This window comes from Desulfuromusa ferrireducens (genome assembly GCF_055389805.1).
In genome coordinates this window covers 3742197-3762920 of the sequence record NZ_AP042415.1, presented here as the reverse complement: position 1 = coordinate 3762920, position 20724 = coordinate 3742197, and the positions used below count along the sequence as shown (strand labels likewise).

The following is a 20724-nucleotide window of genomic DNA, read 5'->3' as shown; positions in this document are numbered from 1 at the left end:
ATATATACCCCGAGCTATAATAAACGGGCCGCGCGGTTTCTAAAGAAATACCCAGAACTTTGTCCTCAATATGAAAAAGCACTCAAGCTTCTTGAACTGGACCCACAGCATCCTTCGTTGCGCTTACATAAGCTGAAAGGCTCATTAAGCGAACTCCACTCTGTGTCGATCAATATCAGTTATCGTATTACCCTAGATCTATTTTTTCAGGACAATGCCCTTGTTCTTGTTGATATCGGTAGTCATGGGGAGGTTTATCGGTGAAGGGCGAGAGACTGGTTTCGTGCGGAGCACGCGGAGTGCGCAGAGAAAGGCGTGCAAAGATTTAGTTCTTTGACAGGATTAACAGGATAGGGGCGGATTGAAATCTTATAATCAAGATCTTGTTTTTGGTTTTAACATCATAGCTTTTTGGTGTTTATCCTGTTGGACGATTTGTTTGTCTTGGTCTATACTCTGAGATCTCTGCGACTTGAGTGAATGCAAAGAACGGGCGAGATAGTGTCTTTGTCCACAGTATTGACTCGGATAGGGCTTTTAAACTTTAATCTTTGACAGGATTAACAGGATTAACAGGATTAACAGGATTAACAGGATTAACAGGATTAACAGGATAAGGCGGATTAACTCTTAGAATCAAGATCTAGCTCTTGGTTTTAACATCAGCTTTTATCCGCGTTAATCCTGTCAGAAAATATTTTAAACTGGTTTGTCTTCCTGGGGGGGAGTTTATGTTGGCCTATCCACAAATCCATTTCCATGGCGCAACCTCCGGTGTGACCGGTTCCTGTCATGAACTTCGTGTTGCGGAGGATGCCGGGATTCTCATCGACTGTGGGCTGTTTCAAGGTGATGATGAAGCGCAGAACCTGGAGATCGATTTCGCTATCGACCATATCAAGGCGCTGGTCGTTACCCATGTCCATATCGATCATGTCGGTCGTATCCCTTATCTCCTGGCAGCTGGTTTTGCTGGTCCTATCTATTGCACTGAGGCCTCTGCAAAATTGTTACCGCTGGTGCTTGAGGATGCGGTCAAAATCGGTTTTACTCGTAATCGCCAATTGATCGACCGTTTTCTGAAAAAGATCGGCAAGCAGATTGTTCCTGTTGCTTATGGGCAATGGCAAACTGTCGAAACCGGTTCTCAGGCGTTGCAGATAAAATTGAAACCGGCCGGGCATATTTTGGGTTCGACTTACGTTGAGTGCAAAACGCTGGGACGACGGATTGTTTTTTCCGGTGACCTTGGTGCGCCCTATGCGCCGTTGTTGCCAGCGCCATCTTCCCCTTATCGTGTTGACACGCTGATTCTGGAAAGCACCTATGGTGATCGCCTGCATGCCGGTCGACGTCAACGCCGCAAGCAGCTGCAGCAGGTGATCGAGAACGCTTTGACCAATCGTGGCGTTATTCTTATCCCCGCTTTCAGCATTGGTCGGACCCAGGAGCTGCTGTATGAACTGGAAGATTTGATTCATCGGCTGCGAAATCGTGAGGTTGCTTCGAAACTACCCTGGGATGATCTGGAGGTGATCATCGACTCACCCCTAGCGAACAAATTTACCAAGGTCTATCGAAAACTGAAACCGCTCTGGGATGCTGAGGCGCGGCGACGGGTTGCAAGTGGTCGGCATCCGCTTTCGTTCGAACAGCTTACTACCATCGACAGCCATCAGGATCATTTACAGGCGGTCGATTATTTACAGCGTAAAGCCCGACCCTGCATCGTGATTGCCGGTAGCGGTATGTGCACCGGTGGCCGGATTCAGAATTACCTGAAAGCCCTGCTCGGCAATCAGCGCACCGATATCCTGTTTGTTGGTTATCAGGCGCAAGGAACCCCTGGACGAACTATTCAGCAGTATGGGCCGCGCAACGGTTATGTCGACCTGGATGGTCAGCGCTACCAGATTGATGCCCGGGTACATACGATCAGTGGTTATTCTGCCCATGCAGATCAAAAGAATCTGGTTGATTTCGTCAAGCGGATGCGGCATTTGCCATCCGAGGTCTATCTGGTGCATGGCGATGAGACAGCTAAAGTTGAGTTGCAGGAGCAGTTGCAGGAGTTGTCTTCTGCTATAGATGTGTCTATTCCGTAGATGATTACAGGACTTTTTTGACAGGATTAACAGGATAGAAGCGGATTAGGGTCAGAAAAGCAGGATCTTTGTTTTTGGTTTAACAATCAGACCTTATCCGCGTCGATCCTGTCAAATTAGACTGGTCTTGACCGCAGATAGTGCTTTTAAGGCTAAAGCCTCTGACAGGATAGGTGCGGATTTAAAACTAAAAAAATCAGGATCTTTGTTTGGGTTTAAACATCAGATTGTATCCGCGTTGATCCCGTCAATGATTATATTTTTCAATCTTTGGTCTTCGACAGGATTAACAGGATAGATTCGGATTAAAGTCTAAAAACAAGGATCTTTTTTGGGGGTTAGAATCAGACTTTATCCTGTTGATCCTGTCCAGTTATCGATTTGTTGGTTTATCTTTTCTGTACTTTCAAGGTTCTGGTTATGTTAGGTTTAGTGTATCGTCCTTAATGTCATATTTGGTAACTGTATTTAGCCAGTTAAGAGGGAGATTGATTTCTTGATGTTCCGCCAGTTTACCGCCTACCAGCTTAGTCTTTTGGTCTTTCTGCTGCTCGGTCTTTCGGCTATCTACGCCGGGATCTTTCATAGCTTGTCGCTTGATTGGCTCAACGACGAGAACTATTCCCACGGCTTTCTGGTCCCGCTTATCTCCGGTTATTTTATCTGGCAGCAGCGGGATGAACTGCAACAGATCCCTGTTCGTCCAGCCAGCGGTGGTTTGCCGCTGATCTTCTTCGGTTTTTTTGTTCTGTTTGTCGGTGTTGCGGCGCAGGAGTTTTACTCGATGCGCGCTTCCTTCATCTTCCTGTTGGCGGGGATGGTGGTTTTTCTGCTCGGCTGGCAGTGGTTGAAGTCGCTGCTACTGCCGATCGGCTTCCTGTTTTTTATGATCCCGCTGCCGTACATCATTTATGATGCGCTGGCTTTTCCCTTAAAGCTGTTTGTCGCCAAGTTCTCGGTTATTGTCCTCAAGTTGATGGGCGTGGTGGTACTGCGGGAAGGCAATATCATCATGTTTCCGCATACGGTGCTGGAAGTTGCCGATGCCTGTAGTGGATTGCGCTCACTGATGTCGTTATTGGCGTTGGGCGTTGCGCTATCGGTCTTTTCACAGAATAAGATCTCGCGGCGGGTATTGCTTGTTGCCTTGACGGTGCCGATCGCGGTGGCGACGAATATGCTTCGGGTGATCGGGACGGGATTTCTGGCACAACATTATGGCGCTGCGGCGGCGGAGGGATTTTTTCACGAATTTGCCGGCATGGCGGTGTTTGTGTTGGCGATGGTTTTGTTGTTTGCGGCTAGTGGGGTGTTACGGAAGGTCTGGCCTTGAAGTTCTTTTTTTGACAGGATTTACAGGATAAGATCGGATTAAAGCAGGATCTAAAGGTTCGACCCTTAGGGTTTGGTAGGGTTGAAATTATCCCGTCGAGATTTATTTCTAAAGCTTAGGTTTGCAATGGAATCTGCTGAACTGACAGAAAAAATTATTGGTTGTTCATACCGAGTTTACAATACGTTAGGTAGCGGTTTTCTTGAGAGTGTTTACGAGAAAAGTCTTATTCTTGAGGCTGAAAAGTCTGGATTGACAGTTGAATCTCAAAAGGCTGTTAATGTGTATTATGATGAGCAGATAGTTGGTAGTTTTATCATTGATCTGTTCGTTAATGGAAAAGTCGTTGTTGAATTGAAAGCGGTGAAGAGTCTTTCTGTCGCCCATGAAGTGCAGTTAGTCAACTATTTAGCAGCAACAAAGATACCTGTCGGGTTGTTGATCAATTTTAGTGAATCAAAGGTAGAGGTTAAGCGGAAGGTTTTGACGTTTGCATCGCAGAGATAAGCCTGTGGCAAGTGAAACTTTCGGCACTCATAGATCCTTTTTTGACAGGATCAACAGGATAGGGCGGATTAAATTCTGTGGGACAAAACTTACGGTTATTGGTTGCGGAATTTAACAATCAGATTTTATCCTGTTGATCCCGTCAAATGTCTTTTTCTTTAGGTTATTGTCTCAAGCGAGAATCATACTATGCAAGCAATCAAACCCTGGCGGTTTTACCTCCTCTTTATTCTCCTTGGTTTAGCCGCGGTCTATGTGCATACCCGCTCGGAAGCGGCGGTGCCGATTAATACGCCGTTGGAGCTGTTTCCGCAGCGCGCTGGGGAGTGGCGGATGATCGGGCAGGCGCGCTTTGATGAGCGGGTACTGGCGGTGCTGAAGCCTTCCGATTACCTGTCGCGGACTTACGAGAACAAAGGCGGGCAGCGTCTTTCTTTGTATATCGGTTTTCATAATGGCGGACCGCAGAGTGGCCCGATCCATTCGCCGAAGCAGTGTCTGCCGGGCAGTGGCTGGAATTATCTAAGCAACGAGGTTCATACTGTGACAGCGGGGGATCTAGAGGTCCCTTATGTCGGCGCCATCTATCAGAAGGATATTCAGAAGCAGCTGTTTCTCTATTGGTTCCAGGTGCGCGATGATATTCTGACCAACGAATATGCCTTGAAGCTGGCGATGGTGAAAAATTCGGTGCTGGCCAATCGACGGGATTCCGCTTTTATTCGCCTGTCGATCATGGTGGATGGCGATGAAAGTAAGGCGGTGGCGATCGGTGAGCAATTTATCCGTGACTTCTTTCCGGCGATTAACGCCTCGCTGCCCCATTAGCATTTGATGACGATGTCTTTTCTTTCCATAACTGCGCTGGTTTGCACGCTGCTGTTCAGCTTGTTTTTGCTGCTGAAGTTTCGTTCGAAAGACATTGTGCCGCCAGCGCTGCTGCTGATTCTGGCGGTGGTGCTTCATGCCCTGGAAGCTTATCTTCTGGCCAATCCCGAACAGTTTTTTCTCAAACAATATATCCTCTTCCTGGAAGGTTGCTTGCCGCTGTCCGCCATTGGCTATTCGGTCTATTTCTGCCGCGCAATCGAGTTTCGGCGGCTGTCACTCGCTTCACGGCTGCTGCTGCCTTTGGCGCTGCTTTATGCGCTCGGGTCTTTTTTCCTCAGTCCTGAACAACTCTATTTTTCGCCTGACTTTGGTGAAGAAAAGATTCTCTTTCTGACCAACAGTGGTTTTCTGTTTTACCTGATATTGATGATCTTTATGGTGCTTTCGATGATCCAGCTGGAGCGGACCATGTCGGCTCTCAGCCAGCATGAACGCTGGCGGGTCAAGTTTGAGATCATCGCTTTTTGTGTGCTTCTCGGTACCTATGTGGTTTATTTCAGCCAGAGTCTGCTCTATCGTTCGCTCGATATGGGCCTATTGGATGCGCGTTCTTTTGCCCTGCTGCTGACTTCGGGACTGCTCTGTTATTCCCGGGTTTATCGCAGTCGTGGTGAGCAGATTCATGTCTCCCGCGGTGCCGCCTATCGCTCGATGATCCTGTTTGCCGTCGGCGCTTATCTGATTGGGCTGGGTCTGCTCGGCGAAGGGATGAAATATCTCGATTTCCCCGCGCAACGGACTTTTCTGCTGGCCTTAGCGATGGTCAGTGCGGTTATCGTTTCGGCGCTGTTTCTGTCGGAAAATCTGCGTCGCCGGGTAAAGGTTTATCTGCATAAGAACTTCCGCCAGACCAAGTATGACTATCGGCAACACTGGCAGGTTTTTACTGAGCGGATTTCCACCGCCGCATCGCTGGCCGATTTGCAGCAGGAAATCCTGGTTTTTTTCTGCGAGACCTTTGCTTGTAAAGGTGCGGCGCTCTATCAGCTCGACCCCGAGGAGAACTGCTTCACCAATAGCGCGTACTTTGAATTTCGTCGCGACTGGCGCAGCTTTACGCATGATGATCCCTTGATCGGCCTCTTCGCCGAGCGGGACTGGATTGTTAATTTGCAGGAGGACAATCCGGCTCTTGCCGATTCCTTGAGTGAGTCTCTGGCCGAAGCGGAGGCCTCCTTTATCATCCCGTTGTTGTTCGATAATGAGCTTAAGGGGTTTGTGGTGCTGGCCGGACAGATCAATAGTAATGAAGTGCTGACCTATGAGGATTTTGACCTGATGCGGATGCTGGCCAGGCAATCGATCGCCACCCTGCAGGGCATCAGTTTGGCCGAGCAGTTGGCAACCAGCCGCGAGCTGGCTGCAATTGGCAAGGTTTCGACCTTTGTTCTGCATGATTTGAAAAATCAGGTGTCCGGTTTGTCGTTGATGCTGGATAATGCCTGTGACTATATTGATGATCCTGAGTTTCAGCAAGATATGCTGGAAACGGTTGGCAATACCGTCAGCAACATGAAGGGTTTGATCGGCCGCTTGAAGAATCTCAAAGAAAAACCGCAATTGATTACAGCCCCGGTCGATTTAAGCAAAGTTGTCATGGATGCCTTTGAGACATCTGGCGGTAATGTGCAGATTTCAGGCGAGACGACCCGTATCGATGCCGACGAGGAGGAGATTTACAAGGTTGTCTTGAATTTGCTGCTCAATGCCCGCGAAGCAACGCGTGAGAACCTTCCGGTTTCTATCGACTACGGTTACGATCAAGAGTCAGCGTTTATCCGGGTGGTCGATCAGGGTTGCGGGATGAGTGGCGAGTTTATTGCTCAGCGTTTGTTTAAACCGTTCGAAACCACCAAGAAGCATGGCTTTGGGATCGGACTCTATCAATGTAAGCAGATTGTTGAATCGCACCATGGGACTATCACGGTGGAAAGCCGTGAGGGGGAGGGGACAACCTTTAGCCTGTTGTTGCCTCTGGCGCCTGATATGGTTTCTGAGTGAGAGTGGGGATGGGCTGATTTTTCGTTTTAAGTATTAATCTTCATGCAGTGGTGCAGAGCTTTAGCCGCAGATGGACGCGGATTGGCGCAGATAGGGTTTGAAACTAAAAGTTCAGGGTTTGTTTTACGGTCCTATAACCCAAACAAAGGTTATTTGCTACCAAGACACCAAGAGAACCAAGAAACCTAATTACAAGAGTTTGAATCTGGAGCCTTGGTGGCTAACCGTATGGTTTACTGGTGTTTGTTCTGGTGCCTTCTTTTTGGTTTTAAGTCAAAAGTGTTTCTCGCAGAGACCGCAGAGAAGGTCAGGTTAAAAGCTGGGTTCTGGGTTTAAGCAAAAAACTGATGGTCGATTTTCTCTGCGCACTTTGCGTCTTGAGTGAGAGCAGCGAACGGGCGAGAGATTGATTCTAGGAATATTAATATTCACCGGAGGGTGTTTTGGAAAAACTGCTGATTGTCGATGACAGCACAGAAATTCGTAAGCAACTGAAATGGGGGTTGGGGAAAGATTACCGGGTTATTCTGGCCGAAAGCGTTGACGAAGCGCTCAAGCAGTTTGATCTCCATACTCCCAAGGTGGTCACCCTCGATCTCGGTCTGCCGCCGGATATTGATGGCGCCAGCGAAGGACTGCGCTGTCTGCAGGCCATCCTGTCAAAACAACCCTCCTGCAAAGTCATCGTTCTTTCCGGTAACGAGGACCACGCCAATGCTCTGGCTGCGGTCGATATGGGCGCTTATGATTTTTATCATAAGCCGATCGACTTGGCTGAGTTGAAAATCATTCTTTCACGCGCTTATCACGTTGCTAGCCTTGAGGATGAAAATCGCCGTCTGCAGTCAGCAACTTCGTCGGGGGGAGAGGGCTATAGCGGTATTTTTGGTAATAGTCCGCAGATGCAGAAGGTGTTTTCTATCATTAAAAAGGTGGCTTCCATCGATGTGCCGATCTTGATTTTGGGGGAGAGTGGCACCGGTAAGGAGATGGTTGCTCAAGCGATCCATCAGCGCGGGGTTCGCAAGGACGGCAATTTTATCGCCATCAACTGCGGCGCGATTCCTGAGAACCTGCTCGAGTCCGAACTGTTCGGCCATGAAAAGGGCGCTTTTACCGGAGCTCAATCGCGGGTGCAGGGCAAGGTTGAATTTGCCGATCAGGGGACGCTGTTTCTCGATGAGATTGGTGAGATGCCGCCGCTGCTGCAGGTCAAAATGTTACGCTTTCTGCAGGATAAACTCGTACAGCGCGTCGGTGGGCGGGACGATATCCCCGTTGATACGCGGATTATTGCTGCGACCAATATAGATATTAACCAGGCAATGCAAAAGGGGACTTTTCGCGAGGACCTCTATTATCGGCTTGGTGTGATCACTGTCGAGTTGCCGCCGCTACGCGAGCGTGGCGACGATCTGCCCTTACTGGCGAACGTCTTTTTGCGCCGTTTCAGCCAGGAATTTAATATTAAGGCGCGTGGTTTTAGTGCCGCATCCCTTAAGTGGATTAACGAGTATCCCTGGCCAGGGAATGTGCGAGAACTGGAAAATAAAATCAAGCGGGCGATTGTAATGGCCGAAACGCCGATCATCGAACCTTGGGATCTTGGTTTTGAAGAAAAGGCTCCGACAAGTGCTGACGATGTGCCGACCGATGAGATACCGTCTGGCAAAGGTTTCGATCTAGAGGGACTGACGTTAAAGGATGCTCGTCATCGGGTTGAGCATGAACTGATCCAGCAGGTGATGGAGAAGTGCCAGGGGAATGTACAGAAGGCCGCAGAGCAATTGGCTGTCAGTCGACCGACATTTTATGACCTGTTAAAAAAGCACGGTTTGCACAGTTGATCACTTAGTTGGCCGGGTTTTGGTTTCCAGGGGAAAACAATTTTGCCGCAGATCCACGCCGATGTTCGCAGATAATTCAAACCTGTTTTAAATCTTTATTTTGACAGGATAAGAGCGGATAAGGTCTGATAGTTGAAATCAAAAGCCAAAATCAATCTTTTCAGATTTAATCCGCCTACTTTCCAGTAGACCTTGTCAAAGAGCCTAGCCTTAAAGGCCCTATCCGCGCCAATCAGCGTCCATCTGCGGCTAATTATTTTCCTCTCTACTGAACCATTTTGACCTGAAACTAAAATTTAAAAAGCAGCCCCCCAAGCCCGTCCTCAAACGTATCACCGGAAACAAATAGCTAGAAGCTTTCAGTCGTAAAGCTGGCAACCGTGCTTGTATAGACCTGTGACGCATCGGCGGCATCGACGCCAACGGTCTTCCAGTAATAGGTTGTTGCCGGTTCTAGATCGTAGGCCTGATAGTAGTCGCTGCTTCCCGTATCGACACTATAGATAGCTGCGGCACTGGGGGCGACGGTCGATTCGGTTGATGATTTGGTGCTGCCGGTATCGCCACCGCCTCCACCACCGCCACAGGCGGTCAATGCCAGGGTTAAGGCGAGCGACGCTGTCGCCAATTGGAATCTTCTGCGTGGCAGTGATCGGCAGATAAGGGCCAGAATAGTCGCAAGAAGCAACAAAAGCAGCCCGGTTCTTGAAACCGGCGGCGACTCAATCGGCGCAGTAATGCCTGCTGCACTGGTGACCTGGTCTCGGTCCGTTCCATAGTAAAGTGTGTAGTTCAGCGTGGCAGTTGAACTGAAGTCCCACTGAAAGGTCACCGGGCTCGGCTCGTCCACAGCCCCTTCCAGCGGTCTGCTCAGGGTCACCATCTCCTGGTTGCTGATGATGTTGGAGTAGGAACTTTCGTAGCCGGCGGCATCGTAGGCGGTGACAGTGAAATAATAGATGCTGTTATCGATCAGACCAGTCAGTGTTGACGACAGCGTATCGCCGACGTCGACCGGGGAGGGTCCTTCAATTGCACCGATGCCATCAAAGGGCAGTTCGGTGCTGTTAAGTTTATAGTAGATTTTATAGCCAACAACCTCGGGGGTTGGACTGGCGTCCCAGTTGAGGGTGACATCTTCAGCACAAACATTCGACAGTGGTAACAAGATCAACAAGAATAGGTATATATACTTTATCATTTGGTCCTCCTTTTCATTAGATTGGGCATCTTAGCAAAAAATATCAGCAAAAAACCAATCATTTTTCATCTATTGCTTTACGCTTTCTCTGCTTTTTTGTTAGATTAATTTTATGGAAATTCATCAAATAATCAAAAAATGTCACTTGTTCTCAGGCGTTACAGAGAATGATCTCGAACTTCTCTCTAGCGTTTGTCGTTTACGAAATTATTCGCGCGGAGAAATTCTTTTTGAGCAGGGCGAAGCCGCGGTCGGATTTTATGTTGTCGCTTCCGGTAAGGTCAAGCTCTACAAGCTTTCTCCTGAGGGGAAAGAGCGGATTCTGCATATCGTACAGCCGGTCAGGACTTTCGCTGAAGCTGCGATCTTTGCCGATGGTTGCTATCCCGCCTTTGCCGAAACATTGGAGGCTACGAGCTTACTGTTCTTTCCGAAAAACGAATTCTTGAATCTGCTGCATCAGCATTCGCAAATTTCGATTAACATGATCGGTGGGTTGGCGATGTTTTTGCGTCAGTTCACCACCCAGATTGAAGATCTGACTTTTCGCGATGTGCCGGCGCGGCTGGCACGTTATCTGGCGGAAATCGGTGGCGAAGAGCAGGCCAGTGTGACTCTGCCGTTTTCTAAAACCCAGCTGGCTTCCAACCTTGGCACTGTCAGTGAAACATTATCACGCACCTTCAGAAAGTTGTCGGACGAGGAAATTATCCGTGTTCAGGGAAAGACCATCGAAATTTTGGACGTCGATCGTTTGCTCGACCTTGCCGACAGCTACAAGGAAATCTGATGAATAGAATCTACCGCCTGCTGGTTTTCTGTCTGCTGTTCTGTTCTGGTTGTTCGCTTCCTTCTTCCTTTGTCGAAACACTTCCAGATACCCACCTGTTGGTCGAATTGAACGATGCCGAATTGTTTGCTGTTCGGCCAGATGGTGAAATGATCGCTTATGTTGACGAAGGGCTAAATATCCTACGTCTAGCCGATCGGTATCAGCAACGCCTTACTTATGACAATCCTGAAGCATTGATCTGGGCGCCGGATGGACTGACCTTGGTTGCCGCCTTTCGCGAAGTGGAGAAAACCCGTCTGGTGCGTTTAACCGCGAATTCAGATGATCGGCCGCAGATTTTAGTCGATGAACGGATCACCGATTTTGCCTGGCTGACAGACGGTCGCTTATTGGCGATGGCACAAACGAATGAAGACTCTTCATCCGGATCGGGGACTCAGGTCGGTCTGTTGATCTGGGATGGGCAGTGGGATGTCGAGAGAATCCCACTCTACAAAATGAACTTTTATTCTCCTTCCTCTGCTACTGATTTCGATCTGTTGCATTATTTTGATGTGTCGCCCTTGAAAGATGAGCTGATTTACAGCCGTTTTCTCGACCCCCCAGTTCTTAATGGACGGGTTGAACTTGTCCTGCATAACTTATTGACCGGTAAAGAAAAGGTGTTGATTGAAACAGATAATCGTCAAGCCGAGGCGTTTTGCGCTGCTGATGCAGAGAGGGTTTTGCTCCCTGATGGACGCGGCCAGGTTCTGTTTACCAACCCCTGGAATAAAAAGGTGACTTATCGTTGGCAATCACCGGGGGAATCCTTGCAGATTGCGCCGCAGAGGGAATTGTTTTATCTCGATGGTAACCTCTATGCGCAGGATCGCTTGCAACTGAAGCTGCCAGCGCGGGCCAAGGTTCGTTTCAGTGACGATGCTGAGCGTCTGTTTGTCGCCTGGCAACGAAAATTGTATCTCTATTCAGGCTATCAGGTTCCGGAAAAGATCGAATTCACTGGTGTAGAGAAGGTGAAGCTGCAACGTATTCGTCAACAGCGCAGTCGGGGAGAAATCAATCTTCGCGATTATTATCAGGCGCGAAATAATATTCTCAATCCCTGACGGGCCAATTTGACCTGCATCAATGTGCTTAGCGACGACTTCTCTTAAACTGTCTGTATGGACAATAAATTACCAAACCACCCCGTATTAACGCGCAAAGAGCGTAAGGATATGAAAATCCTTGCACTCTTTACCTCGGTTTACTGCGCCGCTCATCATGGTGAACAGCGTTCTTCGGTCGGTTCACTTCCTGCCGGGTTGGAACACTTAAGCCGTTATCAGTGTTGTCCCGATTGTCATGAATTCCTGCTCTATGCCATCGAGCGACGCCTCAACTGTCCCCTCGTGGAAAAGCCTTCCTGCAAGCACTGTCATGTTCACTGTTATCGCTCCGGACACCGCGAGAAGGTCCGGCAGATTATGCGTTTCTCCGGGCAGGCACTTATCCGTAAGGGACGCCTGGATCTACTCTGGCACTACCTTTTTTGAGAAAATACGTTTCTTGATCAGCGTCAAGGTTGTGTCTGGCTAAGCTGTATATACTCTGTTTATCAATTCGGAAAAAAACGAACTTAATTTATAAAGGAGAACAAAGATGGCTCAACGTGAGATGGTTAAAATCGATGAGGATAAATGTGATGGATGTGGTCTTTGTGTTCCTTCCTGTGCTGAAGGAGCAATTCAGATCATTGACGGGAAAGCAAAATTGGTCGCCGATAACCTCTGTGACGGATTAGGTGCTTGCCTCGGAGATTGTCCTAAAGATGCGATCACCATCGAACTTCGCGACGCCGATGAATATGACGAGGAAGCGGTTGATGATCGCCTGAAAGAGATCGGCCGTGAACCGATTGCACACAGCCATCTGGTTCCTTCGGCAGGTGGTTGTCCGTCTGCACAGGTGAAAAATTTCGCACCGCCGGCGCAGCATGCCGGTTGTCCTTCGTCGAAGGTGATGAATTTCAAGGCGACTGAAGAAGATTCTGATAATGATCAGTCGGGGCAGCGTCCTTCGGAATTACGTCAGTGGCCGGTGCTGCTCAATCTGGTTCCACCGACCGCCCCCTTTCTGGAGGGGAAAGAAGTGTTGTTGTCGGCCGATTGCGCTCCCTTTGCTTATGCTGATTTCCATAAAGATATTCTGAAGAATCGGTCAGTTGTCGTTGGTTGTCCCAAATTTGATAACGCTCAGCTGTATATCGAAAAGTTGACGGCGATGATCAAGGACGGGGGGATTACCAAACTGGTGGTCGCGCATATGGAAGTGCCATGCTGCTCGGGACTGATCGCCATTGCCAAGCAGGCAATCGATGCCAGCGGAGTCGATATGCCACTGGAAACGATCAAGATCGGCGTGCAGGGTGATTTGAAGTAAGAAAACTTAAAAACTTTCTCGCACCCGTTCGCTTTGCTCACTCAAGCCACCAAGCCACAGAGGGGTGCACAGTCAAAATCAGATTTTTGGGTTTGAAACAAAATAATGGTTTTCTTTGTGCCTCCGTGGCTTTGTGCGAGAAAGATTTTATCTGGCTAGATATTATCAGTTACAGTAGGGCTCTGGATTTCCAGGGCCCTTTTTTCTTGCAGCGTTGCCGGTCTTTTGTATTGATGTCGTCACATCAAATTAAATATACTGACTATCCACTGAAAGCACAGAACTCACGGAAAAATCTTATTGTTACTAAATTCAGTGGCTTCCGTGTTTTCCGTGGACAAAAACTGAAGAATTAACGCAACACTGATTTTTGGTGGAGCGAAGTAGATAACCATATTAAATATTTACTCACTATTAGTGTTGTGGCGAGGGATAAAATGCTTTTACCTGTTATTTTGTCGGGTGGTGCCGGAACTCGGTTGTGGCCGCTGTCCTGTGAATCCTATCCAAAGCAGCTCTTGCCATTGACCAGCGACAAGACCATGTTGCAGGAAACTGTATTGCGCTTATCAGGCATAGCAGATATCGCTCAGCCGATGGTGGTTTGTAACGAGAGTCATCGCTTTATGGTCGCAGAACAGATGCGGCAACTAGACATTGAATCGAACTCAATTATTTTGGAGCCCTGCGGGCGTAACACGGCTCCGGCCGTTGCGATCGCGGCGTTACAAGCTCGGGCTGCTGGCGACGATCCAATCTTGTTGATTCTGCCAGCAGATCATTTGATTCAGGACGTCGAGCTGTTTCAAAAAACGGTCATAGCGGGGGCAAAATTGGCTGCGGAGGGTTCTCTGGTGACCTTCGGTATTGTCCCCGATGCTCCGGAAACCGGTTATGGCTACATAAAAGCTGTTTCTCAACCGTTAGCAGGGCATAACGCTTTTAGGGTCGCGGATTTCGTCGAGAAGCCCGACCTGCCGACAGCGCAGCAGTATGTTGCTTCCGGTCAGTATTATTGGAACAGTGGCATGTTTATGTTCAAGGCCAGCCGTTATCTTGAAGAATTGGAAAAATATCGTCCGGATATCCTCGCTGCCTGTCAACTCTCCTACCAGACAATAACCAGTGATCTTGATTTTCAACGCTTGGATGAAGCTGCTTTTGCCGCCTGTCCATCCGAATCGATCGATTATGCGGTGATGGAGAAAACAGAAGCTGCCGTTGTTCTGCCGCTGGACGCAGGCTGGAACGACGTCGGTGCCTGGTCGGCGCTTTGGGATGTGCAGCAGAAGGATCCTGCAGGTAATGTTCTGATCGGCGATGTCCTCACCGAAGGTGCCGAAAATTGTTATCTGCACGCGACCAATCGCATGATTGCGGTGGTCGGGGTTGAGGATCTGGTGGTGGTGGAAACGGCTGACGCGGTCTTGGTCGCGCACCGGGACAAGGTGCAGAACGTCAAAGGGATCGTCCAGCAGCTCAAAGAGCAAAAGCGCAGCGAAGCCTTGTTGCATCGGCGGGTCAATCGTCCCTGGGGAGCTTACGAAGGGATTGATGTTGGCGAGCGCTTTCAGGTTAAGCGGATTACTGTTACCCCCGGTGCCAGCCTGTCATTGCAAAAGCACCATCACCGCGCCGAACACTGGGTTGTCGTCAGTGGCACCGCCAATGTGACCTGTGGAGATAAGGTCCTGCTGCTTACCGAAAACCAATCGACCTACATTCCATTGGGGGAGGTGCACCGCTTGGAGAATCCGGGGCAGATTCCGCTGGAAATGATCGAGGTTCAGTCCGGCAGTTATCTGGGGGAGGACGATATTGTTCGTTTTGAGGATGTCTACGGCCGCCAAGCTGATCAGGAGTCGGGCAAATGAATATCACCTGTTTTAAGGCCTATGATATTCGCGGGCGACTGCCGGATCAATTGAATGAAGACGTCGCCTGGCGGATCGGGCGTGCCTATGCGGAATTTTTACAGCCGAAAAACGTGGTCGTCGGTCGGGATGTGCGCTTGTCGAGTGCATCCCTGACGCAGGCGCTGGCCGATGGTTTATGTCAGGGCGGTGTCGATGTTCTTGATATCGGCCTGTGTGGCACGGAAGAGATCTATCATGCGACCTTCAGCCAGAAAACCGATGGCGGGATCATGGTCACCGCCAGCCACAATCCGATCGATTACAATGGCATGAAGCTGGTGCGGGAGGATTCCAAACCGATCAGTGGAGATACCGGCTTGGACAAAATTCGGCAACTGGCGGAAAGGGGTGATTTTTCTCCGTCTGAGCGGATCGGAAATAAAATCTCGGTCTCTTTTAAAAGTCAGTACATCGAACACCTGCTTTCTTATCTCGATCTTTCTGCTATTAAGCCGCTGAAGGTGGTCTTTAATGCCGGCAACGGCTGTGCCGGTCCGATTGTTGATCTGTTGGAAAAGCATTTGCCGCTGCAGGTGGTTAAGGTCTGTCACGAGCCTGACGGAACCTTCCCGAATGGAATACCCAATCCGCTGTTGCCGGAAAATCGTTCCATGACCCGTGATGCTGTGCTTGAGCAACAGGCGGATCTTGGCATTGCCTGGGATGGTGATTTTGATCGCTGTTTTTTCTTTGATGAAAAAGGCGATTTTATCGAGGGCTATTACATCGTCGGTTTATTGAGTGAAGCCCTGCTTAGCAGTCATCCGGGGCAAAAAATCATTCATGATCCGCGCTTGACCTGGAATACTATCGATATCGTCAAGCGGGCAGGAGGGCAAGCGGTACAGAGCAAGACCGGTCATGCCTTTATCAAAGAGCGGATGCGGCTGGAAAATGCCCTCTATGGCGGGGAGATGAGCGCCCATCATTATTTCCGCGACTTTGCTTATTGTGACAGCGGCATGATTCCCTGGTTGATGGTGATTGCGTTGCTCAGCCAAACCGGCAAGTCGATGTCGTCACTGGTGGCCGATTGTGTGGCCCGGTTTCCAGCCAGTGGGGAAATTAATCGCCGGGTTGAAGATTCGACGACGGTTATCAGTGCCATTCGCAGCCATTATGAAACGGATGCTGACAGCATTGATTTTACTGATGGCCTGAGCCTCGATATGGGGACGTGGCGCTTCAATTTGCGTGAGTCGAATACCGAACCGGTCATTCGTTTAAATGTCGAGTCGAGAGGGGATGCGGCGTTGATGCAGGAAAAAACCGAAGAATTGTTGCTGTTGATCGGCGGCGAGAGTTCCTGATGTAGGAAATAAAGGTTCAGGGCGACCCATGGGTCGCCCCTACCTATACATATCGAGATAACTAGGTAGGGGCGAGGCATGCCTCGCCCGCTAGCTTTTAGCCTTTTTCAAATCTGACCAGCCGAATAAAATCTTCCGCTTTCAAACTGGCGCCGCCGACCAGGGCACCATCGATATCGTCCATCGCCATCAGCCCATCGACGTTGGTTGGTTTGACACTGCCGCCGTAGAGGATGCGCGTCTGCATGGCGACGTCCTGGGTAAATAGTCCCTGCAGCATGCCGCGAATAAACGAGTGGGCTTCCTGGGCTTGCTCGTCAGTGGCGGTTTTGCCAGTGCCAATCGCCCAGACCGGTTCGTAAGCAATGACGACATCTGCCATTTGGGTCGCTGAGAGGTTAGCCAGCCCGCCTTTAATTTGCGCGGTCAAAACCTCCAGCATCTGATCCGACTCGCGTTCCTGCAGGGTTTCGCCAACGCAGAGGATCGGTTTTAGGCCTGTTTCCAGGGTCTTGATCATTTTCTGATTGATGAAGGTATCGGACTCTTCCAGCAGCTGGCGTCGCTCCGAGTGACCGATGATGATATAGTCGCAACCAGCGTCTTTGAGCATCAGTGGTGAGACCTCGCCGGTAAAAGCGCCGGTCTCTTGCGGATAGCAATTCTGGGCCGCCAGTTTGATCGGTGTGTTTTTAATCGTCTCAGCAACCGCGGTTAAAGAGGTGTAAACCGGGGCGATAACGATGTCAACGTCCTCAAAATTGGCTAAGCACTTCGCCAGAGAACTACTTAGTTCGCAAGCTTCGGCGATGGTTTTGTGTAGCTTCCAGTTTCCGGCGATCATTGGTTTGCGCATTTGAATCCCTCCGCTTTTCTATTTGTCAGTTAAGGCCACAACGCCGGGTAAAGCCTTGCCTTCGAGAAACTCCAAAGAGGCTCCGCCGCCGGTTGAGATGTGGGTCATTTTGTTCTGCAGATTCGATTTGTTGACCGCAGCAACAGAATCGCCACCACCGATAATCGACAGGCAGTCTGACTCCGCCAGGGTTTCGGCGATGGCGAAAGTCCCCTTGGCATAGGCGTCAAACTCGAACACTCCCATCGGCCCGTTCCAGACGACCGTTTGTGCTGCGGCAACTTTTTTGGCGTAAACCTTGATTGACTCCGGACCGATATCGAGGCCCATCTTATCGGCCGGGAAATTCTCGTTGGTGCAGATTTCAGCGGGACTGTCTGCCGCGAACTTTGCGGCGACCAAATGGTCACTTGGCAGCAAAAAGTCAACGCCGCTCGCTTTGGCTTTTTCCAGCAGCTCTCTGGCCAGATCGAGGCGATCTTCTTCGACCAGGGAGGTGCCAATCTCGTAACCTTGCGCTTTTAAAAAGGTGTAGGCCATGCCGCCGCCAATCAGGATAGCGTCGACCTTGTTGAGCAGATTTTCGATAACAGTAATCTTGTCACTGACTTTTGCGCCACCCAAAATGGCAACGAAGGGACGCTGCGGCGCGGCCAGTGCGCCACCGAGATATTTCAGCTCCTTCTCCATCAGGTAGCCGGAGACCGCCGGTTGCAATAGCTTGGCAACCCCTTCGGTTGAAGCGTGGGCGCGGTGGGCGGTGCCGAAGGCGTCGTTGACATAGACTTCAGCCAGTTTGGCCAGTTGCGCTGCGAATTGTGGATCGTTATCGGTTTCGCCAGCGTGAAAACGAACGTTTTCCAGCAGCATAACGCTGCCATTGCTTAACTGGTTGGCAATGAATTCAATATTTTCACCGATGCAATCGGGAGCCATGATCACTTGCTGGTTGAGCAACTTGCCGAGATAGCTCGCCACCGGGCAGAGACTGAATTTTGGAGCAGGTTTGCCTTTGGGGCGTCCCAAATGTGATGCCAGAATCAACCGTGCACCTTTGTCGAGCAACGCCCGTATCGTTGGCAATGCGGCAACGATACGGGTATCGTCGGCTATCTCACCCTTTTCATTGATAGGAACATTGAAATCGACTCGGCAGAAAACCCGCTTGCCTGCGACATCAATGTCATCAATTGATAGTTTGTTAAACATCTTTTCTCCTTAACCTGTATATGTGGATATTCTGCTGGCGAATAGCACAATTCATTGAATCGCCTGCGCACTCCAAAAATCACCGCTGAACTACTTTAGTGCAGCTCAGATTTTAGAAGCACTCATTCGATCCAAGCATTTGCACTCTTCATCCACCGCATCCCCACATATACAGGTTGAACAAAACAACGCCGGTTCTTTGCAGAACCGGCGTTGTTATCAAACGTTACTTGTTGGCGATGTAGCGGACCAGATCGAAAACCCGGCTTGAGTAGCCCCACTCGTTATCGTACCAGCTGAGGACCTTGACCATGGTACCGCCAATGACGTTGGTGCTCAGCGAATCGAATGTGGATGAGGCCGGTGAACCATTAAAATCGACCGAAACCAGTGGCAGATCGCAGTAATCGAGAATGCCCTTCATTTCACCGTCGGCCGCAGCTTTCATGGCCGCGTTAATTTCTTCGATACTGGTCACTTTTTCCGTTTCCACAACCAGGTCGACCACCGAGACGTTCGGGGTCGGGACGCGTACGGCCATGCCGTCAAGTTTGCCTTTGAGTTCAGGCAGCACCAGCGAAACCGCTTTGGCGGCACCGGTGGTGGTGGGGATCATCGAAACAGCGGCAGCGCGAGCGCGGCGCAGATCCTTGTGTGGTAGATCGAGAATGCTCTGGTCATTGGTGTAGGCATGGATGGTCGTCATCATGCCGCGCACAATGCCAAAGTTCTGCAACAAGACCTTGGCCACCGGAGCCAGGCAGTTGGTGGTGCAGGAGGCATTGGAAATGATCTGGTGGCTTGATGGGTCGAACTTATCTTCGTTAATCCCCATACAGACGGTGATGTCAGCATCTTTGCCCGGCGCACTGATGACCACGCGTTTTGCTCCAGCGTCAAGGTGCATGGCTGCTTTCGCGCGATCGGTAAAAATGCCGGTCGACTCGATGACGATATCGACGTCGAGCTCTTTCCAGGGAAGTTGGGCCGGATCACGTTGGGCGAGAATCTTAATTGACTTGCCATTGATGACCAGGTTGTCGCCTTCGACACTGACGTCGCCCTGAAAGGTGCCGTGGATCGAGTCATATTTAAACAGGTGGGCCAATGTTGCGGCATCGGTCAGGTCGTTGATGGCGACAACGTCCATCGCTTGTGATCCACTGGCAATACGTAAGACATTTCTGCCGATACGTCCGAACCCATTGATTGCTACTTTTACAGACATGAAGCCTCCTCGATAAAGATGTGATGCGGTTAGTTGTTGCAAAGTAATTTTTGATTAGGAAAAACACGGCAACTATGCGGTTTTTCACGTAGATTATTTGTGCCTAAGCCTACATTAAAACTCCAACTTTGCAAATCACTTTAACGGAAAAAAATCCTTTAAAATCACAATTGTTTTTCTGCTTGCAGCTAGCGTTGATTTTCGGTATAAGGGCAACGCTTTCAGGGGAAGAAGGGATAGTCGTGTGCGAGTATGTTTGTTGGCCAGTGGCAGCCGTGGAAACAGTGCCTTAATCGAAGCTGACGGTTGCCGAATCCTGGTTGACGCCGGTCTGTCGGGCCGTGAAATCGAAAGACGTTTGGCAACCCTCGAACTGACAGGTGAAGACCTGCATGCGATTTTGATCAGTCATGAACATCATGATCATGTCGGTGCCGTCGGTCCACTGGCAAGGCGTTATGACCTGCCGGTTTATGTTGATCACCAAACGCATGCCGCTTTACCGAAGCTTGGAAAGATTGATCAGCTGCAACTTTTCACCGCCGGTGAAAAATTCCTTTGTCACGATTTGACCATCAGCACTTTTTCGACCACTCACGATGCGGTCAATCCGGTTGGTTTTGTCGTTGATTCTAGTGAAGGCAGGGTCGGTTTTGCAACCGATCTGGGGATGCCGACCCGTTTGGTGAGCGAGCACTTAAAGGAATGCCGCGTGCTTGTTCTGGAAGCCAATCATGATGAACAGATGTTGCTTGATGGCCCTTATCCTTGGCCGCTGAAGCAGAGAATCCGTAGCCGTCATGGGCACCTTTCTAATCTTGAAAGCGAAGGCTTGTTGCGCGATATCAATTGGCCTGGCTTGGAAGCCCTTTTTCTTGCACACCTCAGTGAGGAAAATAATTGCCCCGACTTGGTCGAACAGACGTTTTTGCAGGCGATGCTGCAGCATGGGCATAATCCGCAAATAATTGTCGGTCGACAGCATCAAGCGAGTTCCTGTTTTGTCGGAGCTCTGTTATAGTCAGCAGTTCAAATAAATAAATTACCGGAGCAGGAATGAATTTTCCTGCTTTGCTTGTTTCATGGGACTAAGAACAACGCGG

Annotated in this window: 17 protein-coding genes; 13 read left to right on the top strand and 4 right to left on the bottom strand. The window is 49.7% G+C overall.

What is annotated here, in order from left to right; translation table 11 throughout:
- The first annotated feature begins 731 nt into the window (after positions 1 to 731).
- The 6 genes from ACZ5PT_RS16760 to prsR all read left to right on the top strand — a co-directional run bounded on the left by ACZ5PT_RS16760 (position 732) and on the right by prsR (position 8684).
- The gene (locus ACZ5PT_RS16760; protein WP_464264170.1) at positions 732 to 2105 is read left to right on the top strand and encodes an MBL fold metallo-hydrolase; all 1374 of its coding nucleotides are present in this window, start codon (positions 732 to 734) and stop codon (positions 2103 to 2105) included.
- 499 nt (positions 2106 to 2604) lie between these two features.
- Complete coding sequence (gene xrtA / locus ACZ5PT_RS16755) at positions 2605 to 3438, top strand: exosortase A (protein WP_464264169.1); 834 nt, start codon at positions 2605 to 2607, stop codon at positions 3436 to 3438.
- A gap of 126 nt (positions 3439 to 3564) precedes the next feature.
- On the top strand, positions 3565 to 3945 hold the full coding sequence (locus ACZ5PT_RS16750) for a GxxExxY protein (protein WP_464264168.1): 381 nt from the start codon (positions 3565 to 3567) through the stop codon (positions 3943 to 3945).
- Positions 3946 to 4134: 189 nt separating this feature from the next.
- On the top strand, positions 4135 to 4773 hold the full coding sequence (locus ACZ5PT_RS16745; RefSeq protein WP_464264167.1) for an exosortase C-terminal domain/associated protein EpsI: 639 nt from the start codon (positions 4135 to 4137) through the stop codon (positions 4771 to 4773).
- Between the two features lie 12 nt (positions 4774 to 4785).
- Entirely contained in the window at positions 4786 to 6837 is a 2052-nt protein-coding gene (gene prsK, locus ACZ5PT_RS16740) for an XrtA/PEP-CTERM system histidine kinase PrsK (protein ID WP_464264166.1), read from the top strand.
- 443 nt (positions 6838 to 7280) lie between these two features.
- Positions 7281 to 8684 (top strand): PEP-CTERM-box response regulator transcription factor, encoded by a 1404-nt coding sequence (gene prsR / locus ACZ5PT_RS16735; RefSeq protein WP_464264165.1) that lies wholly within the window; start codon positions 7281 to 7283, stop codon positions 8682 to 8684.
- A 349-nt stretch (positions 8685 to 9033) separates the two neighbouring features.
- Here prsR and ACZ5PT_RS16730 read toward each other — a convergent pair whose 3' ends face one another.
- Positions 9034 to 9885 carry a fibronectin type III domain-containing protein gene (locus tag ACZ5PT_RS16730; RefSeq protein WP_464264164.1) on the bottom strand — a complete coding sequence of 284 codons (852 nt, stop codon included), beginning with the start codon at positions 9883 to 9885 and terminating at the stop codon, positions 9034 to 9036.
- Between the two features lie 112 nt (positions 9886 to 9997).
- Between ACZ5PT_RS16730 and ACZ5PT_RS16725 the strand changes: the two genes are divergently transcribed.
- The 6 genes from ACZ5PT_RS16725 to ACZ5PT_RS16700 all read left to right on the top strand — a co-directional run bounded on the left by ACZ5PT_RS16725 (position 9998) and on the right by ACZ5PT_RS16700 (position 16328).
- Positions 9998 to 10675 (top strand): Crp/Fnr family transcriptional regulator, encoded by a 678-nt coding sequence (locus ACZ5PT_RS16725; protein ID WP_464264163.1) that lies wholly within the window; start codon positions 9998 to 10000, stop codon positions 10673 to 10675.
- Entirely contained in the window at positions 10675 to 11787 is a 1113-nt protein-coding gene (locus tag ACZ5PT_RS16720; RefSeq protein ID WP_464264162.1) for a hypothetical protein, read from the top strand. The genes ACZ5PT_RS16725 and ACZ5PT_RS16720 overlap by 1 nt, the downstream gene beginning before the upstream one ends.
- Before the next feature lie 57 nt (positions 11788 to 11844).
- Positions 11845 to 12216 carry a nitrous oxide-stimulated promoter family protein gene (locus ACZ5PT_RS16715; protein ID WP_464264161.1) on the top strand — a complete coding sequence of 124 codons (372 nt, stop codon included), beginning with the start codon at positions 11845 to 11847 and terminating at the stop codon, positions 12214 to 12216.
- A 106-nt stretch (positions 12217 to 12322) separates the two neighbouring features.
- Complete coding sequence (locus ACZ5PT_RS16710) at positions 12323 to 13102, top strand: ATP-binding protein (protein WP_464264160.1); 780 nt, start codon at positions 12323 to 12325, stop codon at positions 13100 to 13102.
- Positions 13103 to 13539: 437 nt separating this feature from the next.
- On the top strand, positions 13540 to 14976 hold the full coding sequence (locus tag ACZ5PT_RS16705) for a mannose-1-phosphate guanylyltransferase/mannose-6-phosphate isomerase (RefSeq protein ID WP_464264159.1): 1437 nt from the start codon (positions 13540 to 13542) through the stop codon (positions 14974 to 14976).
- Complete coding sequence (locus ACZ5PT_RS16700; RefSeq protein WP_464264158.1) at positions 14973 to 16328, top strand: phosphohexomutase domain-containing protein; 1356 nt, start codon at positions 14973 to 14975, stop codon at positions 16326 to 16328. Before ACZ5PT_RS16705 ends, ACZ5PT_RS16700 begins: the two co-directional genes overlap by 4 nt.
- 97 nt (positions 16329 to 16425) lie before the next feature.
- Here the strand turns inward: ACZ5PT_RS16700 and tpiA are convergent, their stop codons facing one another.
- The 3 genes from tpiA to gap all read right to left on the bottom strand — a co-directional run bounded on the left by tpiA (position 16426) and on the right by gap (position 19621).
- Complete coding sequence (gene tpiA, locus ACZ5PT_RS16695; protein ID WP_464264157.1) at positions 16426 to 17184, bottom strand: triose-phosphate isomerase; 759 nt, start codon at positions 17182 to 17184, stop codon at positions 16426 to 16428.
- A gap of 18 nt (positions 17185 to 17202) precedes the next feature.
- Positions 17203 to 18393, bottom strand: coding sequence for a phosphoglycerate kinase (locus tag ACZ5PT_RS16690; protein WP_464264156.1), 1191 nt, complete (start codon positions 18391 to 18393; stop codon positions 17203 to 17205).
- Between the two features lie 226 nt (positions 18394 to 18619).
- Complete coding sequence (gap, locus tag ACZ5PT_RS16685) at positions 18620 to 19621, bottom strand: type I glyceraldehyde-3-phosphate dehydrogenase (protein ID WP_464264155.1); 1002 nt, start codon at positions 19619 to 19621, stop codon at positions 18620 to 18622.
- 244 nt (positions 19622 to 19865) lie between these two features.
- Between gap and ACZ5PT_RS16680 the strand changes: the two genes are divergently transcribed.
- A complete protein-coding gene (locus ACZ5PT_RS16680; protein ID WP_464264154.1) occupies positions 19866 to 20642 on the top strand; it encodes an MBL fold metallo-hydrolase in 777 nt (258 codons plus the stop codon).
- Positions 20643 to 20724 lie beyond the last annotated feature (82 nt).

Coding starts and splice junctions, on each gene's coding strand:
- ACZ5PT_RS16760 (WP_464264170.1), top strand. CDS start 732: ATGTTGGCCTATCCACAAATCCATTTCCATGGCGCAACCTCCGGTGTG.
- xrtA (WP_464264169.1), top strand. CDS start 2,605: ATGTTCCGCCAGTTTACCGCCTACCAGCTTAGTCTTTTGGTCTTTCTG.
- ACZ5PT_RS16750 (WP_464264168.1), top strand. CDS start 3,565: ATGGAATCTGCTGAACTGACAGAAAAAATTATTGGTTGTTCATACCGA.
- ACZ5PT_RS16745 (WP_464264167.1), top strand. CDS start 4,135: ATGCAAGCAATCAAACCCTGGCGGTTTTACCTCCTCTTTATTCTCCTT.
- prsK (WP_464264166.1), top strand. CDS start 4,786: ATGTCTTTTCTTTCCATAACTGCGCTGGTTTGCACGCTGCTGTTCAGC.
- ACZ5PT_RS16730 (WP_464264164.1), bottom strand. CDS start 9,885: ATGATAAAGTATATATACCTATTCTTGTTGATCTTGTTACCACTGTCG.
- ACZ5PT_RS16725 (WP_464264163.1), top strand. CDS start 9,998: ATGGAAATTCATCAAATAATCAAAAAATGTCACTTGTTCTCAGGCGTT.
- ACZ5PT_RS16720 (WP_464264162.1), top strand. CDS start 10,675: ATGAATAGAATCTACCGCCTGCTGGTTTTCTGTCTGCTGTTCTGTTCT.
- ACZ5PT_RS16715 (WP_464264161.1), top strand. CDS start 11,845: ATGGACAATAAATTACCAAACCACCCCGTATTAACGCGCAAAGAGCGT.
- ACZ5PT_RS16710 (WP_464264160.1), top strand. CDS start 12,323: ATGGCTCAACGTGAGATGGTTAAAATCGATGAGGATAAATGTGATGGA.
- ACZ5PT_RS16705 (WP_464264159.1), top strand. CDS start 13,540: ATGCTTTTACCTGTTATTTTGTCGGGTGGTGCCGGAACTCGGTTGTGG.
- ACZ5PT_RS16700 (WP_464264158.1), top strand. CDS start 14,973: ATGAATATCACCTGTTTTAAGGCCTATGATATTCGCGGGCGACTGCCG.
- tpiA (WP_464264157.1), bottom strand. CDS start 17,184: ATGCGCAAACCAATGATCGCCGGAAACTGGAAGCTACACAAAACCATC.
- ACZ5PT_RS16690 (WP_464264156.1), bottom strand. CDS start 18,393: ATGTTTAACAAACTATCAATTGATGACATTGATGTCGCAGGCAAGCGG.
- gap (WP_464264155.1), bottom strand. CDS start 19,621: ATGTCTGTAAAAGTAGCAATCAATGGGTTCGGACGTATCGGCAGAAAT.